The sequence below is a fragment of the Stieleria mannarensis genome, from assembly GCF_014154935.1.
GTDB lineage: Bacteria > Planctomycetota > Planctomycetia > Pirellulales > Pirellulaceae > Stieleria > Stieleria mannarensis.
Genome location: NZ_JACEHH010000028.1, coordinates 58,990 through 72,604, shown reverse-complemented (window position 1 = coordinate 72,604; position 13,615 = coordinate 58,990). Strand labels below are relative to the sequence as shown.

The 13,615-nt window shown below is 58.9% G+C and carries 13 protein-coding genes; 10 read left to right on the top strand and 3 right to left on the bottom strand.

The annotated features are described in order from the left end of the window. The first annotated feature begins 3 nt into the window (after positions 1 to 3). The 5 genes from H1B37_RS19175 to H1B37_RS19155 all read left to right on the top strand — a co-directional run bounded on the left by H1B37_RS19175 (position 4) and on the right by H1B37_RS19155 (position 7,232). The gene (locus H1B37_RS19175; RefSeq protein ID WP_182868274.1) at positions 4 to 2,367 is read left to right on the top strand and encodes an ABC transporter permease; all 2,364 of its coding nucleotides are present in this window, start codon (positions 4 to 6) and stop codon (positions 2,365 to 2,367) included. Between the two features lie 2 nt (positions 2,368 to 2,369). Continuing rightward, positions 2,370 to 3,572, top strand: coding sequence for an efflux RND transporter periplasmic adaptor subunit (locus H1B37_RS19170; protein ID WP_182868273.1), 1,203 nt, complete (start codon positions 2,370 to 2,372; stop codon positions 3,570 to 3,572). Positions 3,573 to 3,833: 261 nt separating this feature from the next. Next, positions 3,834 to 4,952, top strand: coding sequence for a hypothetical protein (locus tag H1B37_RS19165; RefSeq protein ID WP_182868272.1), 1,119 nt, complete (start codon positions 3,834 to 3,836; stop codon positions 4,950 to 4,952). Between the two features lie 101 nt (positions 4,953 to 5,053). Continuing rightward, positions 5,054 to 5,290 (top strand): hypothetical protein, encoded by a 237-nt coding sequence (locus H1B37_RS19160; protein WP_182868271.1) that lies wholly within the window; start codon positions 5,054 to 5,056, stop codon positions 5,288 to 5,290. A gap of 685 nt (positions 5,291 to 5,975) precedes the next feature. Beyond that, a complete protein-coding gene (locus tag H1B37_RS19155; RefSeq protein WP_182868270.1) occupies positions 5,976 to 7,232 on the top strand; it encodes a DUF1559 domain-containing protein in 1,257 nt (418 codons plus the stop codon). Positions 7,233 to 7,537: 305 nt separating this feature from the next. Here the strand turns inward: H1B37_RS19155 and H1B37_RS19150 are convergent, their stop codons facing one another. Further along, positions 7,538 to 7,726 carry a hypothetical protein gene (locus H1B37_RS19150; protein ID WP_286177903.1) on the bottom strand — a complete coding sequence of 63 codons (189 nt, stop codon included), beginning with the start codon at positions 7,724 to 7,726 and terminating at the stop codon, positions 7,538 to 7,540. A 165-nt stretch (positions 7,727 to 7,891) separates the two neighbouring features. Here H1B37_RS19150 and H1B37_RS19145 point away from each other — a divergent pair, with 165 nt between their 5' ends. Then, complete coding sequence (locus tag H1B37_RS19145; RefSeq protein ID WP_182868269.1) at positions 7,892 to 8,044, top strand: hypothetical protein; 153 nt, start codon at positions 7,892 to 7,894, stop codon at positions 8,042 to 8,044. A gap of 11 nt (positions 8,045 to 8,055) precedes the next feature. Here H1B37_RS19145 and H1B37_RS19140 read toward each other — a convergent pair whose 3' ends face one another. Then, positions 8,056 to 9,681 carry a sigma-54-dependent Fis family transcriptional regulator gene (locus tag H1B37_RS19140; RefSeq protein ID WP_182868318.1) on the bottom strand — a complete coding sequence of 542 codons (1,626 nt, stop codon included), beginning with the start codon at positions 9,679 to 9,681 and terminating at the stop codon, positions 8,056 to 8,058. A gap of 220 nt (positions 9,682 to 9,901) precedes the next feature. Between H1B37_RS19140 and H1B37_RS19135 the strand changes: the two genes are divergently transcribed. The 4 genes from H1B37_RS19135 to H1B37_RS19120 all read left to right on the top strand — a co-directional run bounded on the left by H1B37_RS19135 (position 9,902) and on the right by H1B37_RS19120 (position 12,475). Next, positions 9,902 to 10,486 (top strand): carboxymuconolactone decarboxylase family protein, encoded by a 585-nt coding sequence (locus tag H1B37_RS19135; RefSeq protein WP_182868268.1) that lies wholly within the window; start codon positions 9,902 to 9,904, stop codon positions 10,484 to 10,486. Between the two features lie 57 nt (positions 10,487 to 10,543). Beyond that, positions 10,544 to 11,014 (top strand): nuclear transport factor 2 family protein, encoded by a 471-nt coding sequence (locus H1B37_RS19130; RefSeq protein ID WP_182868267.1) that lies wholly within the window; start codon positions 10,544 to 10,546, stop codon positions 11,012 to 11,014. Between the two features lie 236 nt (positions 11,015 to 11,250). Continuing rightward, complete coding sequence (locus H1B37_RS19125; RefSeq protein ID WP_182868266.1) at positions 11,251 to 11,802, top strand: hypothetical protein; 552 nt, start codon at positions 11,251 to 11,253, stop codon at positions 11,800 to 11,802. A gap of 466 nt (positions 11,803 to 12,268) precedes the next feature. Next, entirely contained in the window at positions 12,269 to 12,475 is a 207-nt protein-coding gene (locus tag H1B37_RS19120; RefSeq protein ID WP_182868265.1) for a hypothetical protein, read from the top strand. Between the two features lie 158 nt (positions 12,476 to 12,633). Here H1B37_RS19120 and H1B37_RS19115 read toward each other — a convergent pair whose 3' ends face one another. Continuing rightward, positions 12,634 to 13,083, bottom strand: coding sequence for a hypothetical protein (locus tag H1B37_RS19115; RefSeq protein ID WP_182868264.1), 450 nt, complete (start codon positions 13,081 to 13,083; stop codon positions 12,634 to 12,636). Positions 13,084 to 13,615 lie beyond the last annotated feature (532 nt).

The following is a 13,615-nucleotide window of genomic DNA, read 5'->3' as shown; positions in this document are numbered from 1 at the left end:
GCGATGCGCAAACTGGACCGCAAACTGCTCCGTGACCTCTATCAGTTGCGTGGTCAAGCCTCGGCCATCGTGTTGGTCATCGCCGCCGGCGTGGCGACCTTCGTGATGTCGATGTGTGCCTATCGTTCCTTGACAACAACCAAGGACGCATTCTACCGCGACTATCGCTTTGCCGACCTGTTTTCATCGACGCACCGCACGCCCGATGCATTGCTGCCACGACTGCGGGACATCGAAGGGGTCGCGGCGGTGGAACCACGGCTGGTGTATGACGTCTTGCTGGACGTCCCTGGAATGTCCGAACCGGCCACCGCCCGGTTGATCAGCATTCCCGATCGCGGGCAAAGCGAACTGAACCAAGTCTACATTCGGCGGGGGCGGATGATCGAACCGCTCCACAGCGGAGAAGTCGTCGTCTCGGAGGTCTTCGCCAAAGCCCATGGTTTTGTCCCCGGCGATCAGGTCCGTGCCATCATTAATGGCAAGACCCAAGTGATGAGAATCGTCGGCATCGCGCTGTCGCCCGAGTACGTCATCCAAGTGCAACCGGGCAGTATCTTGCCGGATGATAAACGGTTCGGCATTTTCTGGATCGGACGCCGCGACCTGGAAGCGGCCTTTGACATGACCGGGGCCTTCAACAACGTATCGGTTCGCTTGGCACTGGGGCACGAGACCGACCACGTCATCGATCAGCTCGATCGCTTGCTCAAACCCTACGGCAGCGTCGGTTCGTATGACCGCGACGAACAGCTGTCACATCGCTACCTGTCCGATGAACTGTCGCAATTACGTGGCATGGCGGTGATGGCCCCGGCAATCTTTCTGGGCGTCGCCGCGTTTCTGCTGAACATCGCGGTCTCGCGAATCATCAGCCAGCAGCGCGAACAGATCGCTGCGCTCAAGGCATTCGGCTATTCCGATTTCGAAGTCGGCGCGCACTACTTGAATCTGGTCTTCGTGATCACCGTGGGCGGGTCGGTCGTCGGCTCGATTTTCGGTTTCTGGATGGGTGCCAACATGATGGGGATGTACGAGGAATTCTACAAATTCCCGTCTTTGGAGTTCCTCGTCAATTGGCCAGCCGTCGCGGCGGCGTTTCTGATGACCACCGTCGCCGCCGTCGTGGGGACGTTCGTTTCGGTCCGGTCGGCCGTCACCTTGCCGCCGGCCGAAGCGATGCGGCCGGAAGCCCCGCCCAGCTACCAGACGTCCTGGTGGGAACGTTTGCTGCCCAAACGCTGGATCGCGCCAGAGATGCGAATGGTGATTCGCAACGTGACCCGGCGACCGCTCCGCGCCGGGCTTTCCATCGTCGGGATCTCGATGGCCGTCGCCGTGATGGTGCTGGGCAATTTTTCGCTCGACGCGATGAACTACATGATGCACTTTCAGTTTCGCCTGGCACAGCGACAGGACCTCACCGTCACCTTTGTCGAACCGGCGACCGAATCGGTGATGTACGAAGTGCAAAATCTGGATGGCGTTCTGGAAAGTGAAACCATGCGGAGCGTCGCGACTCGGATCCGATTTCAAAATCGTTCGCGGCGGATCGGCATCATGGGACTGCTGCCCGATCCCCAATTGTATCGCTTGCTCGATGCAGACGAGCAGCCGGTTCGCGTCCCCGAGTACGGCGTCATGCTGAACAGCAAACTCGCGGAGATCCTGGGGGCGACGATTGGCGATCAAGTGATCGTCGAAGTGCTGGAGGGGAAGCGGCCGACGTTGACGTTGGAGGTTTCGGCGATCGTGGAGGAGTACGCGGGGCTCAATGCGTACATGAACAAGACACGTCTGCACGAGGTCCTGCTGGAATCGAACGTCGCATCGGGCGCGTTTTTAAAAGTGGATCCGAACCGCATCGATGCCGTGTTTGCCGAATTGGAAGAACGGCCTGGCGTGGGCAGTGTGACGATCAAAAACGCCATGATGCAAAGTTTTGAACAAACCGTGGCGGAGAATATCTTGGTGATGCGGTCGTTCATCGTCATGTTTGCGGCGGTGATCGCGGTCGGCGTTGTCTATAACACCGCACGGATCTCGCTGTCGGAACGCCAACGCGACTTGGCGACGATGCGGGTCATCGGATTCACCAATCGCGAAGTCAGCACCGTGTTGTTGGGCGAGATTATCATTTTTACCGCACTTGCGATCCCGCTGGGCTGCCTGATCGGGTACGGTTTGGCAGCCATCACGACCGCCGGGCTGGATACCGACAACTACCGGATTCCGTTGGTCGTCAGCCGCAATACGCTGCTGTTGGCAGCCTCGGTCGTGGTGGTCGCGACGATTCTGTCGGCCACCTTGGTGCAACGACGTGTCAAACGCCTGGACCTGATCAGCGTCCTCAAAACAAGGGATTAGCGGTGCGATTCTCGTTGAAGACGTTGCTGTGGGGAATCTTGGCGATCGCGCTGGCCATGGTCGCTGCCGCAGCGCTGTTTCCCGATCCCGTCGCCGTTCGCGCGACCCCGGCTGCCAGCGGTCCGCTGCGGGTGTCGGTGGTCGAGGACGGCAAGACTCGGATTCGCGAAAAATACACCGTCTCCGCTCCCGTGTCCGGCCGCTTGTCACGCATCGAACTTCGCGAGGGCGACCACATCGATGTCCAGAGTTTGCTGGCCGTGATCCTGCCCAGCGATCCCGAGTTGCTGGACCAACGCTCGCTGGCCGAGGCACAGGCGCGGGTCCAGGCCGCCGAAGCCGCCGTGCTGCGAGCCGATTCACGCGAGCGCCAGGCCAAAATCGACTTTGACTTGAGCCGAACGAAATTTGAACGCGCCCAACGCCTGTGGCCGAAAAACGGAATCTCACGCGACGAGTATGACATCGCCGAATCCGTCATGCTGGCCGACAAGCAAGCCATCGAAACGGCCGCCTTTGAGGCCGAAATCTCGCGATTCGAATTGAAACTGGCCAATGCCGCCCTGGATCAGTTCGAAGGCGAAGACCCCAGTGTCCAAGTGTCTCCCTTTGAAATCGATTCGCCCATCGATGGACGCGTGCTCCGCGTGCTGGAAAAAAGCTCGACCGTGGTCACCGTCGGCACGCCGCTGATCGAAGTCGGGGATCCACGTAATCTGGAAATGGAGATCGACGTGCTGTCGACCGATGCGGTCAAGATCCGCCCCGGTGCCGAGGTCACCATCGAACACTGGGGCGGTCAAACTCCGCTCAAAGGCAGCGTCCGTGTCGTGGAGCCAGGCGCCTTTACCAAAATCTCCTCGCTCGGGGTGGAAGAACAACGCGTCAACGTGATCGCGGATTTCAACGAACCGCCCCAGCGGATCGCCTCGCTCGGCGACGGCTATCGGATCGAAGCACGGATCACCATCGAGCACCTCGATCGCGCACTGCGGATCCCCAACAACGCGCTGTTTCGCTACGAGCAGCAGTGGCACGTGCTGGTCGTGCAAGACGGGACGGCCCAACTACGCAAGGTCGACGTGGGCGTTCAGAACGAATCGCATGCCGAAATCGTTGCCGGATTGGTCGAGGGAGAACGCGTGATCGAATACCCCAGCGACCAATTGGAACCCGGAACCCCCGTCACCGTCGTCGCCAAGTAGTTTTCCCCGGCCGACCGGCCGCGTCGTCAAAAAGGCTTCGAGTCCTTTCCGGAGTACGCTTTTCTGGAGATCGAGCCGGGATTTCCCGAGATTGATAAACAAATCCTTGCCGCTGAACCATCAACCTCCGGTAGACTTATCTGACCGGCCCGGCAAGACGATTTCTCGCGCCCTGATCTCCGATCGTCGGGGCCTGATGACAATTGCCGCTCGAGGCCTTTCTTCTCCATTCACGACGTTTAGAGCACGGGGAGCGTCCGTATGACAACGACCACTCTGGTACCAGGTGTCACTGAGGATTCCAACATCGCGGCGAGAGCGAAATCCACGAGGCATTCCCCCTCACGTGTGCGGCCGTCAACGGTCGACCCACGAACCGCCAAACCGTTTACGCTGGACCAAGAACTGGAACCCTTCGGGACCTGGACCAGCGATCCGATTTTGGTGCCGCCCAAAGACGCCAGCAAAGAAATGGCGGAAACGATGCTTCGCCGATCCGGGATTTGGACCTCCAAGGAGAAGAGCTGGGCAGCGGTCCAACAGGAACATCGTGGACAATTCACCCAAGTCCGTGAACTGGAACTTTGCAAGGCATCGATCCGGCTGCCCAAGAGCAAGTTGTTCTTCACCGTCACCGAACAACAACATTTTGACAAAATCACCGATCCCATCCCGGCCTGTGTCCAAACGCGACTGGACGAGTTCTTGGCCGGCCCGGGCCGCAAGCATGGCGTCAAAGTCTACTACCTGAAACCACTTTGCATCGAAGTCGACGACCAACTGGTTTTCACCCCCGAAGCAGGCCTTCGCGCGGCCATCGACAAGGTCCAAGAAGAGGTCTATTCGGAATACCGACGGATGTATTTGTTTCGGCGTCCGCAGCATTTGTTCCGCCAGGCCGCCCATGCGGGGATGGCGGTGCCCCGGGCGATCGCCAATCGCGCGCTCGCGCGTCGCCAAAAAGCGATCGATGCCTACCATGCGAAATTGGAGTTCCAGCGTCGCAAGACGGCCCTGCGAGCGACCAGGACGCACCAAAAGAACCGCACCGACGGATGCACGTTCGACGAGATGTTGGCGTTGACTAACCCGCTGGCGCGGCACGATGTGATCGAACAATACGGTGTCGAAAATGAACTCTCACGCGCCAAACGCGATCAGCTGATTCGGATGGCTGCCGGGCAAGTCCCCTGGTTCGTCGCCTTCACCGTCGGGATGTCCTACCTGGTTTCCGTCGGGATCACCATCGGCACCTCCTTGTCGCCGCCGGTCATGGTCTGCGACCCGGCGTTCGTTGCCGAGATGCCGGGATCCAAGGGCCAAGTCCTTAAGATCGGCCACTTTGACGAAGTCGCCGGGGTGACCCACGTCGAAATCTAGTGCCCCATGTCAGCTCGGCCGCGCGTACGGCGGTTAAAATAACAGCCGTTCCCAATGGGTGGGGACCGTCACCTCTTCGTCAATGAATACCGGATTGCAACATGGCCACGCGATTTCATTTCAACCCGCCCGTCGATGCCGTTAAATTTGATGAGCTGATTTCTTTGGACCGACATCCCGAACATCGGATCGTAAAACAGGACGGGGCGACGGTGATTGATGCCTTGGCGATCGCGACCGACTCGGATGCGGAAATTTTGAATCTGCAACAGGAGCTGGCGCGACTGTTCGGAACCGTGACCGTTCAGCGGGGCGTCGAACTGGACGCGACCGACTGACCTTCGTCGCCACGCACCCACCCGTCAAGACTTTGACCAGAAGGTGGATCGCGAACACTCCCACGCGCTGGCGCGAAGAACCTTTTAGAGTGCCGAGAGTTGATGGCAGGGGGACGTCGGGCCCGGCCACCACCTACCATCATTCCGGGTACCGACGACTCACCTAAACAGTAATCCATAGCTTAGGGGGAACTCGCATCACACTGATCAAGCAGCTTGAAGATTTGATGATCGCGATTTCATCATCATCCCATGCTGCCCTACGGAGCGTTATTCTCTTTTATGAAGATTGTTACGCTTGAATCCGCAACTTAGCTGTCCGACCGAACCACCGGCCATGCTAAATCTCTTTTTAATAGCGTGAATCTCAATCGCGTTAACTATGCTATTAGGGCTGATCACGTCATCTAAGTTCTTAGGTCCGGGATAATTCCATTAGAGACCCTTGACGTAGCGATTGGTTTGGAAAGTATCTATGGCCAACATTGCCGGCGTCAAAGCGGCCCGGCTGCCCACCATGGAAGTACACCATGAACACCATGTGGTTGCAGCTGAGTCCTGAGCGACCACGGCGTTGTTTTCTTTTTAATTTGCCAGCGGATTGACCGAAACTTGGCCATCAAGACGTAGGTTCATTCTGTTGTCTTTGCAATCCACCGTTAGCACTTTCTCTTGAGATCTTTAAATGAAGCGACCCGCTCGGATGAGCAACGGTTTCACGCTTGTGGAACTTCTGGTTGTCATCGCCATCATCGGAATCCTCGTCGGACTGCTACTCCCTGCAGTCCAAGCAGCACGTGAAGCAGCTCGCCGAATGAGTTGCAGCAATAATTTCAAGCAACTGGGGTTGGCGATGCACAACTACCACAGCGCTTATAAACAACTGCCGATCCACGGAGTGGGGACGGGCAGCTCGGACGGCGGTGCCGCCCCCTTTGGCGTCACCGACGCCACCACCAACTGGTGGACCAACTACGGCGACTCCAACGCATGGCGTCTGAGCGCGCTGGTTGGCCTCACCCCTTTCATGGAACAGCAAGCGTTGTGGGACGAGATCTCCAACCCGAGCTACGTCGACGCACTCAGCCCGGGGACACGGCTGTCGGTGCCCTGGCCCGCGATGGGACCGACCGTTCAATTCATCCAGTATCGGCCTTGGGTCACCGAGATCCCGATGCTGCGTTGCCCCAGCGACCCCGGCGTCGGTTTGCCGGCCCAAGGCCGGACGAATTACGCGGCCTGCCTGGGCGACTCGATGGAGTGGTCCGTTCGTGGCCCCAAGCAACACCAGGCGTCACAGGGCGGTGAGTGCGTCGCCAACTCCGGTTGGGCGCAACGTTCCCTCGCCGCCGACCGGGGAACCTTCGTGCCGCACAAGGACTCCAAGTTCCGCGATATCTTGGACGGCCTGTCCAACACCATCGCATTCGCGGAAATCCTGACCGACCTCGGCGATCGCGATACCCGCGGCACGCAGAGCATCAACGGCAACCCGCCCAACGAAATCCGCTTGAACCCCAGTTACTGCATCGACAACAACCAAATCGACCCCGATCGACCGCGCTATTGGGCACCGGGAACCCCCACCGAAAACGCGAACAACGGACGCGGTTTCAAATGGGCCGACTTCCGCCCCAACTTCAGCGGTGTTCACACCATCCTGCCCCCCAACGCACCGATCGGTGGCGGCAACAACTCCGGGCAAACCGGAATGTTCCCGCCGTCGAGTCGACACCAGGGTGGGGCTCATATCCTGTTAGCCGACGGGGCGGTGATCTTCATCACCGATTCGATCGAAGCCGGCGATTCGCACCACGAAATGGTGTGGCAGACGCCCACCGATCCGACATCGTCACCCGGATCGCAAAGCCCGTACGGACTTTGGGGGGCGCTCGGAACACGCGCTTCTCGTGAAACGATTCAAGAACAATTGAATCAGTAATCGAGCTTCGATTCGCAACCGTCGCGGCAAGCTGACGACAAAGAAAAACTCTCGGGCATCGAAACGCCCGAGAGTTTTTTGATGCGCTAAAGAAAATACAATTTCAGCAACCGTTGGTGTCTAGCCTTTAGGCGATTCCCCCGTCGCTGTAACGCTTGTCCGGCGAATCACCGTTCGACCTCCCCTCGCTAAGCTGGGCCCTCCTGCCAGGAGGGTTCATCTGAAGAACCGCACGACCTCGGAAGAAAGGGTGACCTACGACCTAACCAGAACGCCGTCGAGGCGATCTGCAACCGCGGCAGCCGTTACTTGCCAGCTTTCGCCGAATCCTTCATCTCGGTTTGCAATGATGCTTGCTCTTCAGCTTCGGTGGCCAAATAGGCGTCAATCGCCGATTGATCCGCATCGGTGACCGCGTCCGGACTGGGCGAAGGGCACCCGGTCAAGGAGAAAACCAACAGCGCCAACGGTAACGTTGCGAGTAAACGCTTCATCAACATGTCCTTATAATAGACGTTAGAACTTTAAACCGACTTGTATTATAGCTTTGCTCTCGATTTCGAATAGCTGCATTCGGCTTTGAGCGATCAACGTTCTGCTACGCCAACTTCCCAAACCGACCTCGTTCGTGTGTGCCAGCCCCTTCTGGCTGTGAGTTCATGATACATTCGGGTTTGCTGGCCCCGAATCGAGCATTCCGCCAACAACAGGATCATCGCCCCAAGATCGATTCGAATGAACACGTCCAGTTGATGATCTGCGAGGCTTGCACGCTGAACGTCGCCCCCAACGTCGCCCCCGGTTGGCTGTGATCAATCACGCCTTAGCGACGCACATCAATCCCCAAGCTCTTGATGCGTGACGCGAGCGTGGTTGGTTTCATGCCCAACAGCTCCGCGGCTCCGCCGACGCCGGACACCTTTCCATGGGTTCGCATCAGGGCGCGGCGGATGTTGGTCGCTTCCAATTCACGCAACTGGCCGACAGTCAACACGTCGTGTTCATCGCTCGGAACGGTCGTTCCGACCGTACGACTCGCTGGTCGGTCCGCGGGCGTGGCAGCCGGATCAAGCTGGAAACGCAATCGTCCCGACCGAGACGTGATCATGGCCCGTTCCAAGACATGTTGGAACTCGCGAATGTTGCCCGGCCATTCGTAACGCTGCAGATCGTGCACGTTGGCCTTGGTCAACCTTGGCATCTCCCGCCCCAGCTTGCGAGCGTGCTGGGACAGGATGTGTTCGGCCAGCAACGGAATGTCTTCCTTGCGCCGCCGCAACGGTGGCAACTCGATCGGAAACACGCTCAACCGATAATACAAATCACCGCGGAACCGCTTCGCCTCGCTCTCTGCTTTCAAGTCCCGATTGGTAGCCGCGATGATGCGAACATTCACCCGTCGTGTCTGCTCTTCGCCGACGCGTTCCAGTTCCCCCTCTTGAAGCACCCGCAATAGCTTGCTTTGCAACTCCAGTGGAATCTCACCGATCTCATCCAAGAACAGCGTCCCTCCGTCGGCAAGCTCGAAACGCCCGACACGATCACGCACCGCACCGGTGAAACTGCCTTTGGTGTGCCCAAAGAACTCGCTGTCATAAAGCTCGCGTGGGATCGCCGCACAGTTGACTTTGATCAGCGCCCGATCGCTGCGCGTCGAACGCCGATGAATTTCGCGGGCGACCAATTCTTTGCCGGTCCCACTCTCCCCGGTCACCAAAACCGTCGAATCGGTCGGGGCAACCAACTCGATCTGCTCGGCGACTTTCCGCAACGCCGCGCTATTGCCGACCATCTCGCCGAACGCATTTCGCGAACGCATTTCTTCTTGCAGATAGTCGTTTTCCATCTCCAATCGACGCCGCAGCGCGTTGATCTCTTCCCACGCCGATGCGTTGGCAATCGATGCGGCGGCGTGGTTGGTGATCGTCCGCAACCACTCCAGATCTTCTTGGTTGATCGTCGTGCGACCGAACACCGCCAACACCCCCAACACTTCGCCGCGATGGACCAATGGTTGCCCGCCGAACCCTCGGATGCCTTCGGCCTGTGCCCAATCCGGATGGACCAACCAATCCGGTCGGCCGGACAGATTACCGACCTCCAAAGCTTCCCCGGACGCCGCGATGCGACCGACCTTGCGGACACCGATCGGAAACCGCCGAAACGCGCCGTCGGTTCGTGTCAGGTCGCGATGTTCATCCACCAATGAAGTCCCCGCACTGGCGGCCAGGTGCAAGCAGCGGGTCCGGTCGGGACACTCTCGGCGCAGCGGACACGTCTCACAGCCCGCGCCCGGGCGGATCAACCAGATTCTCACCAACGCCACCGCCGGTGAGCCGGCGATATGGTCGACGATCAACTTCAGCGCGTCGTCCACGTTCAGCCGCTGGGCCATCTCCAACAGCAATCGCTTCGGCTCGCGAATCAGGGGGGACTTTTCTCCAAGCATCGACACAAAATACACGAAAACTCGCGAATCCGAAACGACATTTCGCAATTCACGAGTTTTCGCAACACCGATGGCCACAAAAAGGTTTCCGCAACTCCTTTCATGCACACGACTTAGGATTTTCTTTGCGGTTTGGTCCGCAACGTGCCTAAAGCGATCGTGACAAGCAACGACTTCTGCTGCTTGCAAACCATTTCACCTCAATCAAGGAAACGTAACGATGGCACGAATCAACCCGCTCAACCCCGCTGAAGCAACCGGCACCGCGAAAGAATTACTCGGCGGCGTTCAGTCCAAGCTGGGCATGATCCCCAACATGATGTCGACGATGGCCCACGCACCGGCCGTCTTGGACGCTTACCTGAAGTTCAGCGGCGCGTTGGCCGGCGGCGGTCTGTCGGCCAAGCATCGCGAGCTGATCGCGCTGGCGGTCGGCCAGGCGAGCGGCTGCGACTACTGCCTGAGCGCCCACACGGCGATCGGAAAGATGGTCGGGTTGTCGGCCGACGAGGTCCGCAACGCCCGTTTGGCGACCGCCGCTGACGCCAAGTCCGATGCGATCGTGAAGTTGGCGGTCCAGCTGGTCGAAACCCGCGGCCGAGTGTCCGACGATCAAGTCGCCGCGGCCCGGCAAGCCGGCTTGACCGGCGGTGAGATCGCCGAAGTGGTCGCCAACACGGCGCTGAATTTGTTGACCAACTACTTCAACCACGTCGCCGAAACCGAGATCGATTTCCCGGCCGCCGAACCGCTCGATGCGTCCGAGACCTGCGGATGCCACAGCGATCGCTGCAGCGTCGCCTGATCCGCTCCCCGAGTCGACCGCCCCCTCCGATTCATTTTCTTTCTTAAGGAATCCATCATGGCAAAGCCTACTGACATTCGGCCGCCGTTTACTCGTGAAACGGCGCTGAAGAAAGTCCGAGCCGCCGAGGACGCGTGGAACACACGCGCCCCCCAGCGTGTCTCCCTGGCCTACTCCCAGAACAGTCGCTGGCGAAATCGCGAAACGTTCGTCGAAGGACGTCCGCAGATTGTCGAGTTCCTGTCTGGCAAGTGGGACCGAGAGCACGAGTACCGTCTGGCCAAACAACTGTGGTCGTTCACCGAAAACCGGATCGCGGTTCGGTTTCAGTACGAGTACCACGACGACAGGGGCAACTGGTTTCGTGCTTACGGCAACGAGAACTGGGAATTCGACGACGACGGATTGATGCGACGCCGCGAGGCGAGCATCAACGACTACGCGATCGAGCCGTCGGAGCGGAAGTTCCACTGGCCACTCGGACCTCGCCCCGCCGACCATCCCGGTCTGGAAGAACTTGTCAAATAGACCGGTTTCCTATTGTCGCAAGGTCGGCGGCCCACTGCGGCGGTCGACGCGTCGTACGGCGGTAAGGTCAGCTTCTCGCTCAGCGCCCAAAATCAACTTGCGACGAACGTTCAGGTCCCCTATGACTAGCCCACCGCCCCCCGGCAAGCCATTGCTTGCCGGGCGGACGCGGCTAGCTGGTGGTGTGCCGAGTGCGGCACCTGCCGACGACACCAACGACTTCTTAGGACAACCTGATGACGCGTGTACTTCCGCTGATATGCCTTCTGATTGCTTCGTTGTCACTCGATGCGAGAACGACGAATGCCGGTTCGCCAACGATACTTTCGGGCGAGTTTCAATTCTTTCATCATGCCGTGAACCCCAACGACGCGACGATCTGCCTGACTCCCGTACCGGGGCTTGCGTTTCACGACGTGCCCGGTGACTTCCTGGGCCAAGCCACCGGGATCGGGAATTTTTCCGGGACCGGAATCGCGGACACCTGCGCCTTTTTCCAACCCATCTTCGGGATCTATGCTCAATACACCGGCTCGTTCGTCTGGGAAACGCAATCGGGGGCGATGATCCAGGGTGAATTCCTGGGATTCGACCTTGATCCGTTGGCCTACAGTCCCGATGGACAGCCGATCGTGTTCGAAACCTCGATCCTGGTCGTCTTTCGCGATCAAGTCGGTCGCGTCACCGGGATGGCCTCCGCCTCGGGAGTTGATGATCCGTTCGGCGTGCTCTCGGGAGACCCCACGATGGCAGGAGTCCAAGCCAGCATCAACGGTTTTCTGTTCTAGCCCGATCCAACGGTTGATGCGGGAACCGGCCTCGGTGCCAAACCGGCCTCGGTGCCAAACCGGCCTCGGTGCCACGCACCGATCCGTCCAGGGGTTGGACTAACAATCCAACCCCAGTTCTGGAAATCCAACGGATCGCAACCGTGATGTCACTCTCCACACACCGCAACGCGCGGTGCATGCCCGAATCGCAAAACGATCAACCAGCAGTTCATGGCGGCCGGTTACGATGTCCGCGGCGACGGAAAGATCTTTCATCACCCGCTCGGTGGTGCATTCCACGACGACGCTTCGTTCCACGATTTTCAACCGATGCGTCCGCAACGTTATCCATCGAAGAAAATCAATCGGGCCCCCGAGTACGGTTCACGCGACACGGATTGGGGACCATGGCCGCCGCGCGAAGATCAATCGTTCGACTTTCATAACGCAACCGACTGTGCCCAAGCGTTAGTTTTGGCAGGGCATGCAAAACGTCGAACAAAAAGCGAACGGTTCCAGCATCGTTCCGTTGTTGCGAGATCCAGAGGCACGCTGGGACCAACCCGCGGTGATGACCTGCCAATGCGGAAATCACGCCGTCCGCAGCGACCGCTGGCGCTACATCCGCTATGCCGACGGCAGCGAAGAGCTGTATGATCACAACGCGATCCGAACGAGTGGACCAATCTGACCACCGATCAACGGTATGTCGACGTGATGACGTCGCACCGCAAATGGCTTCCCGACATCGACGCCACTCCGGCACTCGAGTTGACCGTCACGTCGAATCCATGAGGATCCGCGTGGCTCACGGCGAGGCCGCAACGTTGACGCCCCTCGAAACTGCAGTCACTGATTCTTCGGCACGACGCCGCGGATCGGCTCCAGTCGGGAAATTCGCTGATCGAGGGAGAGAATCTCTTCGCCCATGCGATCAACTTTTGCCTCCAGCGACTGAAGCATCGTCGCAAAGTACTGCGGGTTCTTCAGCAGAACGAGCGACAGTCCTGCCAGTTCGTGTTTCAATTTCAACCGCTCCAGTTCCAGGTCACTCAATCTGCCCTTGTCGTGCAATTCCCTGCCGTTCACCAGGTTGATTCTCGCCAACCGGATCCTCTCTTGGGCATGACGCAGGCGGACGCGTTCGCTACCACCCACGGTAGCCATCTCGGCCTCTCGAAATTGTTGCTTCGCAATCTCCGCATCCGACCTCAGCCGCTCGACAGCCAACTTTGCGATTGTCCCCGGCGCTTCTTTGTTGACCTCAAGCACGCTTAGGAGCTCCGCTTCGGCCAGCAACCATCTTGTCTTCGCGTACCTGAGGTTGGTTTCATACCAGGACTGTTCGGCAGCGGGTGATTCGCTTGTCGTTTCGCTCTCTGGCGGTTGACCGAAGCAGGTCGCAGCGAAGATGACGCTCCAACAATACACGCCCGCAAAAACTTTGCACTGTGACATCATTACACCGGGTGCTGTGCGAGTTCGCGCGTTTTTCGCAGACGACAACGCGCTGAAAGCCATATTCTTCGATCTTGCTCAATCAGCAACTGGCGGGCCATCGGCAGACATTTTAACAGCAGCGGAGTGCACCGCTTCTCCGCCGGGGCGATGGGTCAACTACGGTTGGTGGCGACCGATACAAATTGGCTCCCTTCGACCTGTTAGTGTCCTGCTGTGATGGCCGAGTCGAAACCTGATCGAAAACGAACCGTTCAAAACCGAAAGATGCGCGAAACCTGCGGCAGGCAACGGGCACTGTGTTGACGATGGCCCATCCCGGATGGGCTGTCGCTAGCCCGCGACCGGGTCAAGCTGAAAACAGGAATTCTCA

Excerpts from the sequence above, each read along its gene's own strand:
- H1B37_RS19175 (WP_182868274.1), top strand. The coding sequence starts at position 4 with ATGCGCAAACTGGACCGCAAACTGCTCCGTGACCTCTATCAGTTGCGT.
- H1B37_RS19165 (WP_182868272.1), top strand. The coding sequence starts at position 3,834 with ATGACAACGACCACTCTGGTACCAGGTGTCACTGAGGATTCCAACATC.
- H1B37_RS19160 (WP_182868271.1), top strand. The coding sequence starts at position 5,054 with ATGGCCACGCGATTTCATTTCAACCCGCCCGTCGATGCCGTTAAATTT.
- H1B37_RS19155 (WP_182868270.1), top strand. The coding sequence starts at position 5,976 with ATGAAGCGACCCGCTCGGATGAGCAACGGTTTCACGCTTGTGGAACTT.
- H1B37_RS19150 (WP_286177903.1), bottom strand. The coding sequence starts at position 7,726 with ATGAAGCGTTTACTCGCAACGTTACCGTTGGCGCTGTTGGTTTTCTCC.
- H1B37_RS19145 (WP_182868269.1), top strand. The coding sequence starts at position 7,892 with ATGATACATTCGGGTTTGCTGGCCCCGAATCGAGCATTCCGCCAACAA.
- H1B37_RS19140 (WP_182868318.1), bottom strand. The coding sequence starts at position 9,681 with ATGCTTGGAGAAAAGTCCCCCCTGATTCGCGAGCCGAAGCGATTGCTG.
- H1B37_RS19135 (WP_182868268.1), top strand. The coding sequence starts at position 9,902 with ATGGCACGAATCAACCCGCTCAACCCCGCTGAAGCAACCGGCACCGCG.
- H1B37_RS19130 (WP_182868267.1), top strand. The coding sequence starts at position 10,544 with ATGGCAAAGCCTACTGACATTCGGCCGCCGTTTACTCGTGAAACGGCG.
- H1B37_RS19125 (WP_182868266.1), top strand. The coding sequence starts at position 11,251 with ATGACGCGTGTACTTCCGCTGATATGCCTTCTGATTGCTTCGTTGTCA.
- H1B37_RS19120 (WP_182868265.1), top strand. The coding sequence starts at position 12,269 with ATGCAAAACGTCGAACAAAAAGCGAACGGTTCCAGCATCGTTCCGTTG.